Origin of the sequence: Candidatus Vesicomyosocius sp. SY067_SCS001, from assembly GCF_014706615.1 — a bacterium.
GTDB lineage: Bacteria > Pseudomonadota > Gammaproteobacteria > PS1 > Pseudothioglobaceae > Ruthia.
The window spans coordinates 405,386-422,854 of record NZ_CP054877.1 but is presented as its reverse complement, the minus strand read 5'-3'; the positions used below and the strand labels follow the sequence as shown (position 1 = coordinate 422,854).

The window sequence follows — 17,469 nt, the reverse complement described above, 5'->3', positions numbered from 1 at the left end:
GCTAGTTAAAAACAGTTTTTTTAGAGCACAAAAAATAAAACAAATCATATCAACAGATTTATCTATCGTAGCACTACTAAGTCCAGAAAAAGTAGTGATTGATATATTATAATATTAGTAAATGAGTTTTTATTACATCACATACAATTTCTAATGTAGTTTGTTCGCTAACCACACTAAACTTATCTAGTATTATTAGCTATAATATCTAGCATATCAATTTTTGCTTGGTCAAAATAGGTTTAAAAACCACTTTACTTAGTAAGTAATACCGATAAAACTTCCGCCTATACAAGATTCAACCACGATTATGGTAAACAACTTTTATTTTAACAAGGTGATTAATACATTTACTTTAATATTAGTTCAATAAATAAAAGTTAACGACTTGATTAGTTATTAAAGTAAATATAAGTTTGTAACTAATAGACCTCTATAACATTGGGTAAAAAGTTTAATATGTTAAATAAAAATAGTTTGTATTACATAAATATTTTAATACTTTTCAACACATTCTGTTAAAAGTATACGATTTAATGGAAAAATATTTATTCATGACTTTTGTATCTAGTTAAGATCTTTTCAATGAAATAGGAAAACAAATATTAGTCAAAGTGCGAAGATTTTAGAATTAAAGGTGGTCATAGTATATTATTCCATTGATTAAAAATACTAGATATTTTTATTTATGAATCTCAAATGTATTGAAGTAAAGATACTTAACACATCAAACCTATTTAAAAAAAATAATTCACCTATAAATACATTTACTCTACGCTAAATTAATACTTGTAATCAAATTTAAATGTGTCGATCAATGTTTAATCAATTCAAAAGATGAAAATAATTTGCATTTTAGTCAAACTAAACTCAATCTTTATAGTATGAATTAAATACTCATTAGGCATGCACTTACTACAAATAGATTATAGACTATTCATTTTGAGTTTATTTTTAAAGTAAAACCTAATTAATAAGCTAAAAGCTAAATATTAGCCTAAAAATTATTCCATATTTGAATAGCATACTACTAAGCAATTAATATAGGTGCAACAAATAACTAATAATCTAATATAATAGCAATATTGCTAGAGCGATGATACCGTTATAACTAAATAACAAATAGAAAAAAGTTTAGATTGAAACTTATATTTATAAAAAGAATAAAAATACGCCTAAAGTTAATCTATAGACAATAAATGGTGTCATACCAACCATATCTATTAACCTAATAACAAAAATAATAGTTGCATAAGCGCTAATTGTTGAAACTACAAAACCCAGAACTAATAAACTAACACTAACCAATTGTGTCTGATGATACAAATCAACCAACATAAGTATTAATGACAAAGTAATTACAGGAATTGATAATAAAAATGAAAATTGTATTGATAACTTCCTAGACAATCCTACTAACATACAAGCAGTAATTGTTATTCCTGATCTAGAAGTTCCTGGAATTAATGCTAAGATTTGCATCATACTAACAAAGCTAACATCTATCCAACTGATTGCACTTTTTGGATTTTTATTTTTATGATTAGACCAATTAGCAAAACCTAAAAGTAATCCAAACACTAGTGTTGTATAAGCAATAATCTCTATTGAACGTAAATCAACTGCAACAAAATCTTTAAATATCACACCAACTAATCCTATTGGGATAGTACCTAACAGCACTCCCCATGCTAACTTTGATTGACCAATAATTTGACGTTTAATTATTGAATGATAAAAATCAAAAAACAAACTCTTAATCATTGCTTGATAATAAAATATCACTGCACTTAAAGTACCCATATGCACCACTACATCAAATACTAAACCTTGGTCAGTCCAATTGGTTAACTTTGGTACTAAAATTAAATGAGCTGAAGAAGAGATAGGCAAAAACTCACTTAAACCTTGGATTAACGCTAAAACAATTGTCTGAGAAACATCCATATTTATACAAAAATCTTTTACAATTTACCGCTCAGGTCTTGTTCAACAAATCCTATTAATTTTATCGATAATTTCTTACTTAAGGCCAACACCTTAAAACTTTCACCCATTACACTAGGTAGAACCAACTGTTTAATTTGTTGTGCTAAATTCATACATTCGTTTTTATCTTTTTGTTTAAGCAAATAATCACTAATACCCAGTGAAATCAAAAATAACGCTTGTGTTGCATAACCCCTAACCTTAAAACCACTAATACTTGCTTGGTCAGCAATATCAGAAAAATTAACTGATGTAGTAATATCTTGCTTACCTATATTCACAAATGGGTTTTCACTTGCTTTATGTTGATAATAACACCTTAAAGTACCATCTAACCTTTGTGGATGAAAATATTCATCCCTACTCATTCCATAATCAATCAACAATACAAGCGCCTTATTAGTAGCATTATATAAGGAGTTAATCCATGCTATAGCATAAAGATTTATTTCAGTTTTATAATCTTCAATCACATTATTAGGCAATAATATTTTATTATTTTGATAGGGAAAATCGAATTTTTTCCAAAAAAATTCATTTTCATGATAATCAACACCTAACTCATAAAATTGTTTATTTTTATAAATAACACGTTTTGCTGGCATGGCATCTAATACCTCATTAGCAATAATCACACCAGAAAAATCTGATGGCAATTCATCAAGCCAAACTATTCTATCTATTAATTCTGGTAATACCTTACCAATGGTTTCTGCTTGTCTATGTTTAAGCTCACCACTTAACTCTAAAATATAATACTTTTGAGGCAACCTTTGTAACCTCCCTAGCTCAAGAAGTATCTGAGTAGCAAGAATACCACTACCTGAACCAAACTCTAAAATATCATTGGTACCATTTAGCACCTGAGCACATTGCTTGGCCAAGCAAAATCCAAATAAATCTGAAGTTTCTGGTGCGGTAATAAAATCGCCATTTTCACTAAATTTTTCCAAACCAGATCGATAATAACCCAATGTAGGATAGTAGAGCGCTAAATTCATAAATTCATCAAAACCTATAGGACTAGTATTTTGTATAATAGTATTTTTAATAATTTGTTCAAGACCCACTTGACATATTTTATATGAAAATAGCACTAGTTACAGGCGGAGCACATAGAATTGGTATGCAAATTTGTCATACTTTACATAGAAATGGTTACTTTGTAATTATTCATTATAGAAATTCATTCCAAGATGCTAACAATCTAATGAATAAACTTAATAACATTCGTCAAAATTCTGCGAGTACTTTACAAGCTGAATTATCTAATATCCAAGAAGTTAATAAACTTTGCAATGCTATTAAGTCACTTAATATTTTAGTTAACAATGCATCTATTTTTTACTCAACACCTGTTGATAAATTAAATCAACATGATTATCAATCTATTATGAACACTAATCTTATGGCTCCTTTATTTTTATCTAGTACTTTAAGTGATAAGTTAGCTCATAATCAAGGTTGCATTATCAATATTATTGACATTCACAGCGAACGTCCTTTAAAAAATTACACAATTTATAGCATTTCTAAAGCAGCTGTTGCTATGATGACAAAAACTTTAGCTAAAGAATTAGCACCCAATGTTCGTGTTTGTGGAGTATCGCCTGGGTCAATTTTATGGCCAACAAATGTAGCTAAACTTAATCAAGTTCAAAAAAATAAAATACTTAAAAAAATTGCACTTAGAAAACAAGGTAGTGCACAAGATATTGCTGATACTGTTTTATTTTTAGCCAAATCTACATATATTACTGGACAAGTTATTAATGTTGATGGTGGTCGAACACTTAATCAATAGAGGTCTTTGCATAAATATCATACTATTTTTGTGATATAATTTTAGAAAATTGATATTTAAATTTTATCAACTAAAAAGATTTTTAAAATATTTTTTTATATGCCAAAAATAAATACCACAAAAATACTATTAATATTTTGGACTTTTTGTTGCCATATCAAAGTAAATTAATTATTTAGTCGCTTAAAAGCGACTAAATAAAAAGGTTTAAAACTATTAAGGAATAAGTTTTTAATCATTTTATGATAAAAATAAATCACACTGTAACACAAAATTAACACGCCAGTGTTTGAACCTTTTATATGCGCAACCAAATTCATTCACTCTAGGACTTAACCATGAATCATATTTTAATCAATGCTACCCACTCCGAAGAAATCAGAGTAGGTATTATAAAAAACAAAAAACTAACTGGTCTTAATATAGAAACTAGCCTTAATAAAAAAACAAAAGGTAATATTTACCGAGGTAGAATATCTCGAATAGAACAATCACTAGAAGCAGCATTTGTTGACTACGGCAAAGAAAAACAAGGATTTTTACCTTTTAAAGAAATTGCTGAAACTTTATATAATGACACTAAAGTTGAATGTGAAAAACTGACCATTTCTGATGTTTTAAAAGAAGGACAAAAAATTATTGTTCAAATTGAAAAAGAAGAACGTGGTAATAAGGGTGCGGCACTTAGCACTTATATCAATCTTGCCGGTGCTTATATGATTTTAATGCCAAATAATCCGAAAAGTCATGGTATATCAAGACAAATAGTCTCCTCAGATCGACAGTCTTTAAAAGAAATTATTAGCAGAATTATTTTACCTAAACATTCAGGTTTAATCATTCGTACTGCCGGATCTGGAAAAAGTTTTGAAGAATTGCAATGGGAGGTAGATTATCTATCTGACTTATGGAAATCAATCAACACAATGGCTTTAGTACATGGTGCACCTTTCTTAATTTATCAAGAAAGTGATATTATTATTCGCACATTACGAGATCACCTTCGCTCTGATACTGATAGTGTCATTATTGATGAATTGGAAGCTTTTCAAAATGCTAAAGAATTTGTCAGCTTTGTATTACCACACTATTTAGATCGCATCAAATTTTTTGATGTTTCAGAACACTCTTTATTTAGTCATATGGGCATCGAAACCCAAGTTAAAAGTGTATTTAACCGTGAAGTATCGTTACGAACAGGAGCCACTATTGTTTTTGATCCAACTGAAGCACTCACTTCAATTGACATTAACTCTGCTCGTGCTACTAAAGGTGCTGGCATTAAAGAAACTGCCTACAACACTAATCTTGAAGCAGCTAAAGAAATTGCCCTACAACTACAATTAAGAGATATTGGTGGATTAATTGTAATTGATTTTATAGACATGGCCTCTGAAGAACATAGAGTTTCAATCGAAAAGGCTATGGAAAAAGCGATCAATTCAGATCGAGCACGTATTCAAATTGGTACAATTTCTCAATTTGGCTTACTTGAAATGTCAAGACAACGCTTGATGAACTCAGTCACTGAATCAGTCGAAAAGCCTTGCACTATTTGTCATGGTCGTGGCACTATTCCAACTATTCCAACTTTAGCATTAACCATTTTAAGACAACTTGAAAATAGCTGTAATGCTGCCAAACAAACAGCACGTTTAACCATTCAATCAAGTATAGAAGTGATTACTTACATTTTGAATGAAAAACGCCAAGAGGTAATAAAATTAGAAGACAAACATAGTATTAAAATTACCTTATTGCCTAATCCATATATGCAATTTCCTAATTTCACTATTAATAAACAAAAATGGGGTAAAAAATCACAACATAAAAGCTACCAAGGTATTTCAAAGCCCCAACATATATTAGTTGAGAATGGTCTTGCGAATCAAGCTGAAATTCCAGCCATTAATGTCAATAGACCTAATACTCGCGTTCCTGAAAAGAAAATTTTCTTGTTTGATAAAATCAAAAATACTTTATTTGGAAAGAAGAAAAAACAACCTAATAAACGTAAAATAAATCCTAATAATAGAAACCGAAATAAAAATAAGATTAATAATGTATAAATTCGCTGTCTTTGGTAATCCGATACATCATAGTTTGTCGCCATATATTCAAAACCAGTTTGCTAAGCAAACTGGTTTTGAAATTAGCTATGACAAAATCTTAGCACCTGTTGATGACTTTGTATCCCCAGTACAAGCATTTATCAATCAAGGGGGAAATGGTTTTAATATTACCATGCCTTTTAAATTAGATGCATTTAAATTTGCAAACGAACTTACACTAAATGCCAAAATAGCAGGTTCAGTTAATACTATTAAGATAGAGGCTGATAAAATTTTTGGTGAAAATACCGATGGAATTGGACTAATTAAAGATTTAACTCATAATATTGGTATTAAATTAAAAAATAAAATTATTCTAATTTTAGGTGCAGGTGGTGCAACTCAAGGAATTTTATTCCCTATTTTAAAACAAGGGCCTAATCAAGTTATCATTTCTAATCGAACACATTCTAAAGCAATTAGACTAGCTAAAAACTTCTCTAAATTTGGCAATACTTGTAGTATTAGTTTAAATAAAATTAAACATGAGTCAATTGATATTATTATCAATGCTACTAGTGCATCACTTGATGGAAAAATACCTAATATTGCCTTTAATGTTGCCAATAATACGATATGTTACGATTTAATGTATGGGTATCAAACTCCATTTATGGATTGGGCAAAAACCAACCACGCCAAAATGATTAGTGATGGCTTGGGCATGTTAGTTGAACAGGCAGCAATAGCTTTTGAATTCTGGACAGGTACTAAACCTGATACTAAAAAAGTTCTAAGTAACTTAAGGCGCTAAACGTTCAATTCTCCACTTACCTTTATTTAGTTGATATACAAATCGATCATGCAATCGATTTTCCCTTCCTTGCCAAAATTCAATTTTTAATGGCACAACACGATACCCGCCCCAAAAATCAGGTAATGGCACTTTTCCCTTACTAAATTTAACCTTCATTAGTTCAAATTGAGATAATAACACCTTCCTTGAGGATAAGTTTGATGATTGTTGAGATGCCCAGGAACCCAATTGGGAAGCTTTAGGTCTAGAAGAAAAATATTTTAAGGATTCAAGCATACTGATCTTTTCCACATAACCAGAAATTTTAACTTGCCTCTCTAAAACCAACCATGGAAACAACAAAGCTACATTCGGATTGGATTGAAGTTGTTTAGATTTTTTAGAATTGTAATTTGTAAAAAACACAAAACCATACATATCAAAATATTTAAGTAATACAGTTCTAATACCTATTTCATTATTATCACTTGTTGCTAAACTCATAGCACTTGGCTCAATAATATCTGCTTTTTGAGCTTGCTCAAACCACAAATTAAATTGACAAAAAGGACTATTATTCAAATCAGTCCGATTTAATCCACTCTGACTAAATTCACGCCTAAGACCAATTAAATCAACTTTCATTAAAAATGAAAAGATTTATACTTTTTATCTTGTGTTAAATGATTAAAAATAAGATACTTAATAGGTGGAAAATGCTCGGCAAACTTAAGCACAAAGCTCCTTATTTGTTTAATCAACGGTGCATCATTAGTAAATAATGCCACAATGCTATTAGTACTAAAAAACATAAGTCTAGTTAAATTAATATGCTTTTTCTCATACAATTTTAGTAAGGATTTAGAACCAATGTCTTGACCATTGTCTAAAGCCTCATTAACTAATTTAGCTAATATAGCTTGCCCTCTTAAACCTAAATTAAACCCATGCGCAGTTAAAGGATGCATGCTTACTGAAGCATCACCAATCAATGCAAATCGTTTAGAAATAAAAGTTTGAGCGTGCGTTGCAATCAATGGATAAGAATATCGCTCGCCTATTTGTATCATTTGCCCTAACTCATATTTAAATGATTGTGTTATCATGTGATTAAAATCAGTTTCATTCATTTCAAGTATTGCTTTAGATTGGTTGATTTTAACTGTTAATACAATAGATGAAATATTGCCTACCATTGGTAATAATGCCAATGTTCTACCATAATCAAAGCGTTCTAAAGCAACATTATTATGTGATAATTCATGACTCATTTGAGTAACAATCATAAGCTTAGAAAAATCCTTCATCAAGGTCGGAATCCCAACTTTTCTACGAATATCTGAAAAACGACTATCAGCAGCAATAACTAATTTAGTCTCAATCTTATCGCCATTAGATAAAATAACCTGTGAACACTCATCCAATTGGATTACATCCTCAACTACCATATTAGTAATAATATCAATCTTTTTTTTCTGTTTAACTTTTGTATAAAGCGCTTTTCTTATTTGATAATTAGGAACTAAATAACCCAAGGCTTCTATTGAAGTATTTTTAGTTGTAAAATTCAATAAAGAAGGTGAATCGCCATCAAACACTTTTGCTTCTTTTAAAGGAGAAACTTCTGCTTGATTGATTAAATCCCAAACACCCAACTTCTTTAAAATTTTTAATGACAAATGTGTTAATGCAATTTCTCTACCATCTACCTGAGGGCTTGCAATAGAGTCAAGACTTGATCTTTCAATCAATAATATTTTAATATTAGAATTCAGCATAGCACTAGCAAAACTTAAACCAACTGGACCACCGCCAATAATTACAATATCAACTTTCATTAAACAAAAAAAATTAAAATAATATACTGCATTATAACCACGAGCACTTACTATGATTTATATTGTTATCCAATTTGACTATATTTTTTATTTAATTAGTAAATTAAATTAGTGTTTATCCTTAATATATTTAACTATTATTAGTTTTAATACTTATTGTTGGGGTTGCCTACACTTATAAAATATGTATCTAAATAATCTTATTATTTACATTATTAAGTTTTGGCATTATAAAAATTCTCCATTTGGAATTAAAAATAGATATATAGTTTAAGTTATTTGTTTTATTCTAAAATCCCCTAAATATTTTAAAAAACTGACTATCTCTTTGGTAGTCACGAGTGAATTCGAATCACCGACCTCTACCATGTCAAGGTAGCGCTCTAACCAACTGAGCTACGCGACTAAAGAAGTTATAATTTTACTTAAAAACAACCTTTAATAATTGTTTGAATATCTTTCGCAGCTTGGTACGGGCTAGTAGCATTTTTAATTGGACGACCAACAACAATATAATCTGACCCTGAGTTAAATGCTGTTGCTACCCCTACAATACGTTTTTGATCATCATCATTAACCACAGGACGGATACCTGGTGTAACAACAATTAGTTTATTGTTAACATATTCACGCAAAAATGGCACTTCAAGTCCAGAGGATACCACACCGTCACAACCAGCTTCAAAAGCACGTTTAGCACGAGAAACAACCAACTCCAGCACATCACAATCAAAACCTAAATCATCTAAATCACCTCTATCAACACTAGTAAGCGCAGTTACTGCTAAAATTTTAAGATTGTTTTTATTTTCATTAGCTTTTTCCATAAGTGCTTGATTACCATGGATAGTTACAAAAGTAGCCCCATATTGGCTTAAGCGTTTAATGGTTCTACCTACAGTTTCTGGTACATCAAAAAATTTTAAATCCACAAAAACTTGTTTGTCTTTTTCTAATAACCAATCAAGCAAATTAAAGTATTGTCCTGTCATTAATAATTCCATACCAATTTTATAAAAATTAATACTATTATCCAGTTGAATTACCAAATCTTTAGCCTGTTCAATTTCTGGCACATCTAAAGCAAATATAAGTCTATTCTCAACTTTAATATCCTTCATGTTTGATTAAAATAAATATAAAAAGTATTAAAATTATACTGTGATTTAAATTTTACAAATTTGTAAAATAAAACTTCATTCAAATAAATATCCACCTAAAAAATAAGTAAAACATATTATCATCAATAAATCAGATAAAAGAATAATGCAAAGATCTCAATATATAATTATATCATGGATAATAAGCACATTGCCTTCGTAGCTCAGCTGGATAGAGTAACCGCCTCCTAAGCGGTAGGTCGTGTGTTCAAATCGCACCGGAGGCACAATTAAAAAAGTAAAAATGCATAAAAATTAATATTAAAATCTTTACAATAACATTTTAACTTTAAGAGTTATTAGTATTATACGTTTTTTGACACAAGTATTATTAATCTTATAATTACTTTACTATATAACCATCTAGTTAAATAGACTAGGTATAATTATTTTTAAAAATAAATTTCTTACATCAAGTACAAATGTTTGTGTGAATCAGTACAATTTAAACTACGTCAATAAAATTACCAATATTATATATGTGTCGTTGCTCTAAATATCACAATTCTCAAGAGTGTGGCGTTTGCAACTAATGATAATATAAAAAACTTAACTGAATTTAAAAAGAATTTTAATAAAATAGGTTTTTGTAAAAAACATGACTTACCAATTGTGTAAAAATTGAAAAACAATCCAAACCACACAAGAATTAAGATAGGTACTATTGTAAACAACATTAAGAAGCCTATTCAAAAACATATTTTTAAAGACTTAAAAAACGAACTAAGACAATAATTTATAACAATATTATCCTACATAAGGAATGGTAAATGAGTGGCAATACAATTGGAAAATTATTTACAGTTACCACAGCAGGTGAATCTCATGGTAAGGCATTAATTGGTATTGTAGATGGTTGTCCTCCAGGACTGACGCTTACTGAGGTTGATTTACAAGATGATTTAGATCTTAGAAAGCCAGGCACTTCCCGCCACACTAGTCAGCGCCATGAAGAGGATTTAGTAAAAATATTATCTGGCACGTTTGAAGGAAAAACAACAGGTACACCAATAGCACTCATCATTCAAAATACAGACCAGCGTTCCAAAGATTATGGAAATATTAAAGATACCTTCCGACCTGGTCATGCTGATTACACTTATCATCAAAAATACGGTATTAGAGATTATCGTGGAGGTGGACGTTCTTCTGCAAGAGAAACTGCTATGCGTGTTGCTTGCGGTGGTATTGCTAAAAAGTATTTAAACCAAGAGTACGACATTGAAATTAAAGGTTATTTATCTCAACTAGGACCTATTAAAATTGAAAATTATGATTGGCTCGAAATACACAACAACTCATTTTTTTGCCTCGATGTTAGTAAAGTTAAAATTTTAGAAAAATATATGGATACTTTGCGAAAATCAGGTGATTCAGTAGGTGCTAGAATCAACATCATAGCAAATAATATGCCTGTTGGATTAGGAGAGCCGATTTTTGATAGATTAGATGCAGATATTGCCCATAGTATGATGAGCATTAACGCAGTAAAAGGGGTTGAAATTGGTGATGGATTTAGAGTAATTAACCAAAAAGGTACTGAACATCGTGATGCCATTACCTTGACAGGTTTTAAGTCAAATCATGCTGGTGGCATTTTTGGTGGAATTAGTTCAGGTCAAGATATTTTGGTGTCTATTGCACTAAAACCAACCTCAAGTTTGAACTTACCAATTGAAAGTATTGATAAAAATGGAAGGCCTATTAAAGTAATCACCAAGGGACGACATGACCCTTGCGTAGGCATTCGTGCAACACCTATTGCTGAAGCTATGCTAGCAATAACCATTATGGATCACGTCATGCGTCATCGGGCTCAAAACTCAAACGTTGCATCAATTACACCTATTATTCCATCCTCAATATAGATTTGTTCACTACACAATCAAAATAAAATAACATAAGCGATATTAAAACTTACTAGGTAAACATTATGGGCCTAATATCTTCTTACTTATTTCCAATACACATAACTTGCAAGTATTTTACTCCTAAAAAAATAATTTTAAAAATATAAAAATCATAAATTAGCTTGATTTAGCCTTGAAAATATAGCTATTAATTAGTATAATAAAATTAATAAAAACCATTCTAAGAAAAATAATGTACAAGATACTACTATCTATATTACTAATTTCCAGCACAATTAATGCCAATAACAACCATTTATTTAATAGCACTCTCTTTGATAACAATTTTATTTGGCACGATTTTGAACAAAAGTTCAAACAACTACATTATAAAATTAATCAAACACAAAACTATAGTAACCTTAGAACACAAAGTAGAAGATACTTTGATAATCAAACAAATAGTTTTATTATCCAAATAAAAGTTAATGGAATCAGTAAAGAAAATCTTAATATTTATACCAATAATAACATTATTTTAATCAAATGGTGTGTCAAAAAAGTTCAAAGTAACAATCACAGTTTAAGCACTTCGTCTAGCAGTTTTTTCCAAAAATTTACCCTACCAGATGATGTTGATACCAATAATATCAATGCAAGCCTTGACAACAATATACTGAATATCTCTATTCCAAAACTTAAGCAGAAAAAACCACAAGAAGTACAAAAAATATCTATTCAATAGTTACTTTCCTTTTTCATCACCCCAAAGTAATTTATGTAATTGTAATTGTAATCGCACATTCAATTGTTTATCCAAAATCCAATCTGCTAATTGCATTGGTGTAATATTGCCAAATACAGGTGAGAATAATACACCTGCAGTGATAGAATATTGGTTCAAAATAGCCACACTCCAGTCAAAATCAGAATGTGATCCAATGACAAATTTTAGCTGATCTTTAACGGTTAGTTTTTTAAAATTTGTGTACTTATTTTGTTCAGATTCACCAGAACTTGGGGTTTTAACATCCATAACTATTGACACTAAAGCATTAACATCTTGTATGTTAATGCTACCACTAGTTTCTAAAGACACTTGATAATTATTTTCAACCAATCTATCTAACAATAAATAACAGTTTTTTTGTAATAGAGGCTCGCCACCTGTTACACAAATATAAGGGGTGTCGTATTGTTTTATTTCACTAATGATTGCATCAATTTTCATTAAATTATTTCCCTTAAATGCATATTCAGTATCACAATATGTGCATTTAAGTGGACAACCAGTTAAGCGAATAAATACGCTAGGCAAACCAACTTCACGTGCCTCACCTTGAAGTGAGTAAAATATTTCATTAATATTTAATTTAACGTTAATCATAATATTTTTTAAAATTAAGTGTCTTTTAGTTGTTTAATCTGATTACGTATATCTACTGCATATTCAAACTCTAAATCGGTAGCAAAACTATACATTTTCTCTTCTAATATTTTAATTTATTTTGCTAATTACACTGGCTAAAGTTGAATAAGAACTACTATATATGTTATTTATTAAACTTATTATCAAGAATATTGATAATAAGTTTGGAAACACCTTTAGGTGTAATATCATTTTTTTTGGTCAAAATTGTAACTAGTATACGTTCATCCACTTTAAAATATATTAGTATTTCACTAAGTAAATCATCTACCTGTGTATTCACAGAGAAAATATCAATTTTAGGATCTAATAATACTGTTGATCTTACCAAGTTAGTAATGATACTAGAAACTTCTAGTTCATATCGTACAGGAGGTAACAGATACCAAAATACATTGATGAACTCTATCTTCAAATTCTGAAAATCTAAGTGATATATTATCTAAGGTACTTGGATAGACAAAAACCACATTCAACAAGCGTTTTTACGAGCCCTATCGCCTTTTACACATACCACTAAATTTGACTAACAGTAATATGTGACTCATCTTAAAATAATCAATGAATTATATAGCAAATAATACAATAAAACCTGGGGGATACACCAGGTTTTTGACCAGGCAATAACCTGAGTAATTCTTAATACCTGTATAATATCTTATATTCTCTTATCATTTCAATATCCATGTGTACAAGTTGTGTTAGACGCTGCTCTTCAACCAATTTATTAACAAATAATAATGCATTTATTTAATCCTTTAGCTCTTCTTTAATATAATCCAATATATTCAAAATTTTAGATTTTAGATTTTAGATTTTAGTGTAACATAATATTTTTTTGTAAAAATTATAGCTTTCTACCTATTAAAGAATCAAGCCAATAAAGTTGTTCAATTTATTCATAGAACATCTCAATAAGTATAGTTTGCTTTTTAGAATCTGCAGGGAAAATATCAATTACCTCACCTTTAACTCTAAAATAACCACATATTAAAGTCATGTCATTACATGAATGTTGTATTTATGATAGGCGTAAAAGTATTCCACGCTGATTAATAATTTTCACAATACTTAAATGTAGTAGTAGCATCGCCATATAACTTTCAGGATTGCCTAAACCGTAAATAGCAGACACTCTAGCAATAATAATAATATCATCCACGTCTCTAATAAAGCCTTGGTAGTAGCACAAGACATATTTGCTCTATTTGTTTATTAATAAAAGAATCCTCCTTTTGATACAAGTATCAGAAGCAGTAACATAAGACTTTGGCTGATAATAATTATAATAAAAACAAAATATTCTACTGAATTGTGTGAAAATAACTCTTTCATTTCATTATACAATTGTGCTACTAATGTTTTGTTTGGTACTATAATTAAACTATGGTGTTTATTATAGTGAATAACATTTAGCTAGTGTAAAGGTCTTTCCCGAACTAATTACACCAAGTGATACTTGGAACTTAGAATCATAATTCATTCTGTCAACCAAAATTTTAATCGTTTTTAACTGATTTCTACTAGGGGTAATTTGATATCAGTTGAAATTTATTATCCACACAAAAGATTTTTTCATTAACATAAGCACCCAATTTTAATCTATTTTATTATTACATAATCATGTCAACATATCTTTCCAATAGAATTCAAAAAATTAAACCATCAGCCACACTTGAAGTCACTGCCAAAGCCAACGAATTAAAATCTAAAGGTATTCAAATTATATCTATGGGTTCAGGAGAACCAGACTTTGATACACCTAACAATATTCAAAGAGCAGCTATACAAGCTATTAAGAATGGTCAAACTCGTTATACAATGGTAGATGGAACACCAATATTAAAACAAGCAATTATTGATAAATTTAAACGAGAAAATAGCCTAACTTACACCAATACCGAAGTAATTGTTTCATCAGGTGGAAAACAAGTATTTTATAACCTTTGCCAAGCAGTACTAAACAAGGGTGATGAAGTAATTATTACCGCACCTTTTTGGGTAAGTTATCCAGATATAACTCTTTTAGCTGATGCAACACCAATTATTATTACAACAGGATTGGAACAAAATTTTAAAATTACACCAAAACAATTAGAATCAAATATTACCAATAATACTAAATTATTTGTTATTAACAGCCCCTCCAACCCAACAGGTGCAGTTTATTCTCAAGCTGAATTACAAGCTTTAGCAAATGTATTAAAAAGATACCCAAAAATATTAATCATCACTGATGATATTTACGAACATATTCATTGGAACAATAATGAGAATTTTGTTAACATTGTTATGGTTGATAAAACACTAAAAGACCGCACTATTATTCTGAATGGAGTCTCTAAAGCCTATGCAATGACTGGTTGGAGAATTGGATATGGTGCAGGTCCAAAAGATATTATTCAAGCCATGAAAAAAATCCAAGGTCAATCCACTTCTAATCCTTGCTCTATTTCCCAAGCAGCTGCTTTAGAGGCTTTAAATGGTGATCAAAGCATTATCAACATAATGGTTTGTGCTTTTAAAAAAAGACATGATTTTATTGTTGATGCATTAAATACAATTAATGGCATTGAATGTCCTAAATCACAAGGCGCCTTTTATGCCTTTCCAAGAGTTGAGGGGTTAATTAACCGTCTTGGTTTAAAAGATGATATTGAACTATCTACTTACTGCTTAGAAATATTGAATATTGCATTAGTCCCAGGTTCAGATTTTGGTATGCCAGGTTATATACGTTTTTCATTTGCCACAAGTATGGATAACATCAGAAAAGCTATTGATAAGATCAGAAAAGTATAAAAACTTATTATAAAATAAAATCTATATGGGTCTAAAAAAATTTATACACTCTATCATTCTTTAATTGAACTATAATGATCTCCAGGTAACTCCAACCCATTAATTGTTTCAATAGAATTATTTGAAATACCTTGTAGTGATCCATACATATTTACAGTACTCAGCATAATTTTTTCAAGTTGCTTACCTCGTTTACTCCATATTCTATTAAAGGCCTTTTTTTCTGAATCAATATCTGATCTCATCTCTGTAAAACCTTCAACTATTGCTTCCATATCCATTTTAAATTCACTACTAGTTAAATATCTATATAAATGACTTACTATATCTTCTCTATTTTCGCTAATACCCCTAATTTTATATATTTCAATCAACTGTTTTCTAAGAATATAAGATATCATTTTAAACTCTTCAAGTGAACATACCCAAATACCTTTTACTAATCCAGCACGCTTCATACCTATTGGCATAGCTTGTGTTACCAAAACACCTATATCTACATTCTTCTCACGCATATCAGCTTTGAATTTTTGTACCCAAGAATTTTCAAAGTTCTTTGTTCTTTTACTTTCATAATAAATTATTCCACATTTTTGATTATTATTGTTTACTACATATTGCAAATAATCCCCTCCCCTAGCACCCTGTTTGATTGGTTCGATTATATCTAACGGAAAATTATATTTTAAAAAACTCTCAATAGTTTGTTCTTGAGCTTCGCCTTGAATCTGCATGGAACCTTGATTAGACTGGCGATGTGCATCTTCTATACTTTTTTGCATTTGTTTCATTTTCACATCGTTCTCACTACGTTGCTGTTCTCTATCTTCTATAGCTTTTTTTTCAGATAAATTAATAGCTTCAGCTACCTTCATTTCGATATCTACCTGATGTTGAGATTCCATTGTATTAACTGTAGCCTCTAACCTAATGTTTTCTATTTTAATTTTGTTATTTTCTATATTTTTCTGTTTAGCATCTTCTAAATCATTTTTAACCTCTTCACGTATCTGTTTATCTAAAAATTCTTTATCTAAAATCACTCTTTTATCAACTTCAGTTTGAATCATCTTTGCTTGAATTTTTTGTACATTGTTGTATTCTTTTACTAATACACTCTTTTCCTGCGCTACTAAAAAAGCAACCTCTTCATCCTGCTTCTCTTTTTTATCATTAAGTGCTTTCTCTCTTACTTTAATTTCAACATTTTTTTTGACATATTTAGAATTTAAATCTATTGATATACTTTTCCATATTGATTGTTCAATATTGATTTTATTACCACAATGTTCACATTCAATTTTATGTACCACTTTCTTCTCCTTGGCTTATTTATAAGTAATAAACAATATCAGCATTAAATTTGTTAAGTTAGCACAATTCTAAAAACTCCTTATATATTTAGCAATAGATACTTTTATTATATGAATAATACAATATCTATACTACCTTATATATAGAATAACTTATCTATCACTTGTCTAATTTATCAAATAATTCTTTTAATAGTTTCTCGTTATTTTTAATACCTTTAAAAAATTAACATTCTTCTTCTGTAAGAATATCAAACTCATCATTTTATAGGGTAAAAAGATACCAAAATTACAATACCATGTATCTTTAATTTTTCCTAAGTTATTAACTAGCGTGAAAAACCATTTTTCACGAATCATCATCTTAAATTATCAGGAATAAAAATTAAATACTTTAGGAAACCCAACAAAACTTTAGTACTAAAGTAATATAAAGA

Annotated in this window: 17 protein-coding genes and 2 tRNA genes; 7 read left to right on the top strand and 12 right to left on the bottom strand. The window is 29.5% G+C overall.

The features are described from left to right. Positions 1 to 1,152: 1,152 nt before the first annotated feature. Both HUW60_RS02055 and HUW60_RS02050 read right to left on the bottom strand, forming a co-directional pair. The gene (locus HUW60_RS02055) at positions 1,153 to 1,947 is read right to left on the bottom strand and encodes an undecaprenyl-diphosphate phosphatase (RefSeq protein ID WP_190600777.1); all 795 of its coding nucleotides are present in this window, start codon (positions 1,945 to 1,947) and stop codon (positions 1,153 to 1,155) included. 17 nt (positions 1,948 to 1,964) lie between these two features. Next, positions 1,965 to 3,059, bottom strand: coding sequence for a class I SAM-dependent methyltransferase (locus HUW60_RS02050; RefSeq protein WP_190600776.1), 1,095 nt, complete (start codon positions 3,057 to 3,059; stop codon positions 1,965 to 1,967). Between the two features lie 14 nt (positions 3,060 to 3,073). On the opposite strand from HUW60_RS02050, the gene HUW60_RS02045 reads away from it, so the two are divergent. The 3 genes from HUW60_RS02045 (at position 3,074) to aroE (ending at position 6,658) form a co-directional block, all read left to right on the top strand. Further along, the gene (locus tag HUW60_RS02045) at positions 3,074 to 3,793 is read left to right on the top strand and encodes a pteridine reductase (protein ID WP_190600775.1); all 720 of its coding nucleotides are present in this window, start codon (positions 3,074 to 3,076) and stop codon (positions 3,791 to 3,793) included. Between the two features lie 338 nt (positions 3,794 to 4,131). Further along, on the top strand, positions 4,132 to 5,862 hold the full coding sequence (locus tag HUW60_RS02040) for an Rne/Rng family ribonuclease (protein ID WP_190600774.1): 1,731 nt from the start codon (positions 4,132 to 4,134) through the stop codon (positions 5,860 to 5,862). Beyond that, positions 5,855 to 6,658 carry a shikimate dehydrogenase gene (gene aroE, locus HUW60_RS02035; protein ID WP_190600773.1) on the top strand — a complete coding sequence of 268 codons (804 nt, stop codon included), beginning with the start codon at positions 5,855 to 5,857 and terminating at the stop codon, positions 6,656 to 6,658. The genes HUW60_RS02040 and aroE overlap by 8 nt, the downstream gene beginning before the upstream one ends. Here the strand turns inward: aroE and pdxH are convergent. The 4 genes from pdxH to pyrF form a co-directional block, all read right to left on the bottom strand. Further along, entirely contained in the window at positions 6,647 to 7,285 is a 639-nt protein-coding gene (gene pdxH / locus HUW60_RS02030; protein ID WP_190600772.1) for a pyridoxamine 5'-phosphate oxidase, read from the bottom strand. The genes aroE and pdxH overlap by 12 nt on opposite strands. Then, complete coding sequence (gene ubiM / locus HUW60_RS02025; protein WP_190600771.1) at positions 7,285 to 8,478, bottom strand: 5-demethoxyubiquinol-8 5-hydroxylase UbiM; 1,194 nt, start codon at positions 8,476 to 8,478, stop codon at positions 7,285 to 7,287. Before ubiM ends, pdxH begins: the two co-directional genes overlap by 1 nt. A gap of 329 nt (positions 8,479 to 8,807) precedes the next feature. Further along, positions 8,808 to 8,884: transfer RNA gene (locus HUW60_RS02020), tRNA-Val, on the bottom strand. A gap of 19 nt (positions 8,885 to 8,903) precedes the next feature. Then, positions 8,904 to 9,599 carry an orotidine-5'-phosphate decarboxylase gene (gene pyrF / locus HUW60_RS02015; RefSeq protein ID WP_190600770.1) on the bottom strand — a complete coding sequence of 232 codons (696 nt, stop codon included), beginning with the start codon at positions 9,597 to 9,599 and terminating at the stop codon, positions 8,904 to 8,906. 192 nt (positions 9,600 to 9,791) lie between these two features. Between pyrF and HUW60_RS02010 the strand changes: the two genes are divergently transcribed. The 3 genes from HUW60_RS02010 (at position 9,792) to HUW60_RS02000 (ending at position 12,233) form a co-directional block, all read left to right on the top strand. Further along, a tRNA-Arg gene (locus tag HUW60_RS02010) sits at positions 9,792 to 9,865 on the top strand. Between the two features lie 543 nt (positions 9,866 to 10,408). Further along, a complete protein-coding gene (gene aroC / locus HUW60_RS02005) occupies positions 10,409 to 11,506 on the top strand; it encodes a chorismate synthase (RefSeq protein ID WP_190600769.1) in 1,098 nt (365 codons plus the stop codon). A 235-nt stretch (positions 11,507 to 11,741) separates the two neighbouring features. Further along, positions 11,742 to 12,233 carry an Hsp20/alpha crystallin family protein gene (locus HUW60_RS02000; RefSeq protein ID WP_238924520.1) on the top strand — a complete coding sequence of 164 codons (492 nt, stop codon included), beginning with the start codon at positions 11,742 to 11,744 and terminating at the stop codon, positions 12,231 to 12,233. Here HUW60_RS02000 and queE read toward each other — a convergent pair whose 3' ends face one another. The 5 genes from queE to HUW60_RS04965 all read right to left on the bottom strand — a co-directional run bounded on the left by queE (position 12,234) and on the right by HUW60_RS04965 (position 14,079). Beyond that, positions 12,234 to 12,875, bottom strand: a complete 642-nt coding sequence (queE, locus tag HUW60_RS01995; protein ID WP_190600768.1) for a 7-carboxy-7-deazaguanine synthase QueE — start codon at positions 12,873 to 12,875, stop codon at positions 12,234 to 12,236. A gap of 14 nt (positions 12,876 to 12,889) precedes the next feature. Further along, positions 12,890 to 12,970 carry a hypothetical protein gene (locus tag HUW60_RS04980; protein WP_238924534.1) on the bottom strand — a complete coding sequence of 27 codons (81 nt, stop codon included), beginning with the start codon at positions 12,968 to 12,970 and terminating at the stop codon, positions 12,890 to 12,892. Between the two features lie 71 nt (positions 12,971 to 13,041). Beyond that, on the bottom strand, positions 13,042 to 13,332 hold the full coding sequence (locus HUW60_RS04975) for a hypothetical protein (RefSeq protein ID WP_238924518.1): 291 nt from the start codon (positions 13,330 to 13,332) through the stop codon (positions 13,042 to 13,044). Between the two features lie 480 nt (positions 13,333 to 13,812). Then, positions 13,813 to 13,917, bottom strand: coding sequence for a hypothetical protein (locus HUW60_RS04970; protein WP_238924516.1), 105 nt, complete (start codon positions 13,915 to 13,917; stop codon positions 13,813 to 13,815). A 21-nt stretch (positions 13,918 to 13,938) separates the two neighbouring features. Further along, the gene (locus HUW60_RS04965; RefSeq protein WP_238924515.1) at positions 13,939 to 14,079 is read right to left on the bottom strand and encodes a hypothetical protein; all 141 of its coding nucleotides are present in this window, start codon (positions 14,077 to 14,079) and stop codon (positions 13,939 to 13,941) included. Positions 14,080 to 14,540: 461 nt separating this feature from the next. Between HUW60_RS04965 and HUW60_RS01985 the strand changes: the two genes are divergently transcribed. Continuing rightward, entirely contained in the window at positions 14,541 to 15,719 is a 1,179-nt protein-coding gene (locus tag HUW60_RS01985) for a pyridoxal phosphate-dependent aminotransferase (protein WP_190600767.1), read from the top strand. Positions 15,720 to 15,772: 53 nt separating this feature from the next. On the opposite strand, the gene HUW60_RS01980 is transcribed toward HUW60_RS01985, so the two are convergent. After that, on the bottom strand, positions 15,773 to 17,032 hold the full coding sequence (locus tag HUW60_RS01980) for a DUF2130 domain-containing protein (RefSeq protein WP_190600766.1): 1,260 nt from the start codon (positions 17,030 to 17,032) through the stop codon (positions 15,773 to 15,775). Positions 17,033 to 17,469: the final 437 nt, after the last annotated feature.

Bases quoted from the DNA above. Each gene is read 5' to 3' on its own strand.
- queE (WP_190600768.1), bottom strand. From the start codon at position 12,875: ATGATTAACGTTAAATTAAATATTAATGAAATATTTTACTCACTTCAA.
- HUW60_RS04980 (WP_238924534.1), bottom strand. From the start codon at position 12,970: ATGTATAGTTTTGCTACCGATTTAGAGTTTGAATATGCAGTAGATATA.
- aroE (WP_190600773.1), top strand. From the start codon at position 5,855: ATGTATAAATTCGCTGTCTTTGGTAATCCGATACATCATAGTTTGTCG.
- pyrF (WP_190600770.1), bottom strand. From the start codon at position 9,599: ATGAAGGATATTAAAGTTGAGAATAGACTTATATTTGCTTTAGATGTG.
- HUW60_RS02045 (WP_190600775.1), top strand. From the start codon at position 3,074: ATGAAAATAGCACTAGTTACAGGCGGAGCACATAGAATTGGTATGCAA.
- HUW60_RS02040 (WP_190600774.1), top strand. From the start codon at position 4,132: ATGAATCATATTTTAATCAATGCTACCCACTCCGAAGAAATCAGAGTA.
- HUW60_RS04970 (WP_238924516.1), bottom strand. From the start codon at position 13,917: ATGACTTTAATATGTGGTTATTTTAGAGTTAAAGGTGAGGTAATTGAT.
- pdxH (WP_190600772.1), bottom strand. From the start codon at position 7,285: ATGAAAGTTGATTTAATTGGTCTTAGGCGTGAATTTAGTCAGAGTGGA.
- HUW60_RS01985 (WP_190600767.1), top strand. From the start codon at position 14,541: ATGTCAACATATCTTTCCAATAGAATTCAAAAAATTAAACCATCAGCC.
- ubiM (WP_190600771.1), bottom strand. From the start codon at position 8,478: ATGAAAGTTGATATTGTAATTATTGGCGGTGGTCCAGTTGGTTTAAGT.
- HUW60_RS02000 (WP_238924520.1), top strand. From the start codon at position 11,742: ATGTACAAGATACTACTATCTATATTACTAATTTCCAGCACAATTAAT.
- HUW60_RS02055 (WP_190600777.1), bottom strand. From the start codon at position 1,947: ATGGATGTTTCTCAGACAATTGTTTTAGCGTTAATCCAAGGTTTAAGT.
- aroC (WP_190600769.1), top strand. From the start codon at position 10,409: ATGAGTGGCAATACAATTGGAAAATTATTTACAGTTACCACAGCAGGT.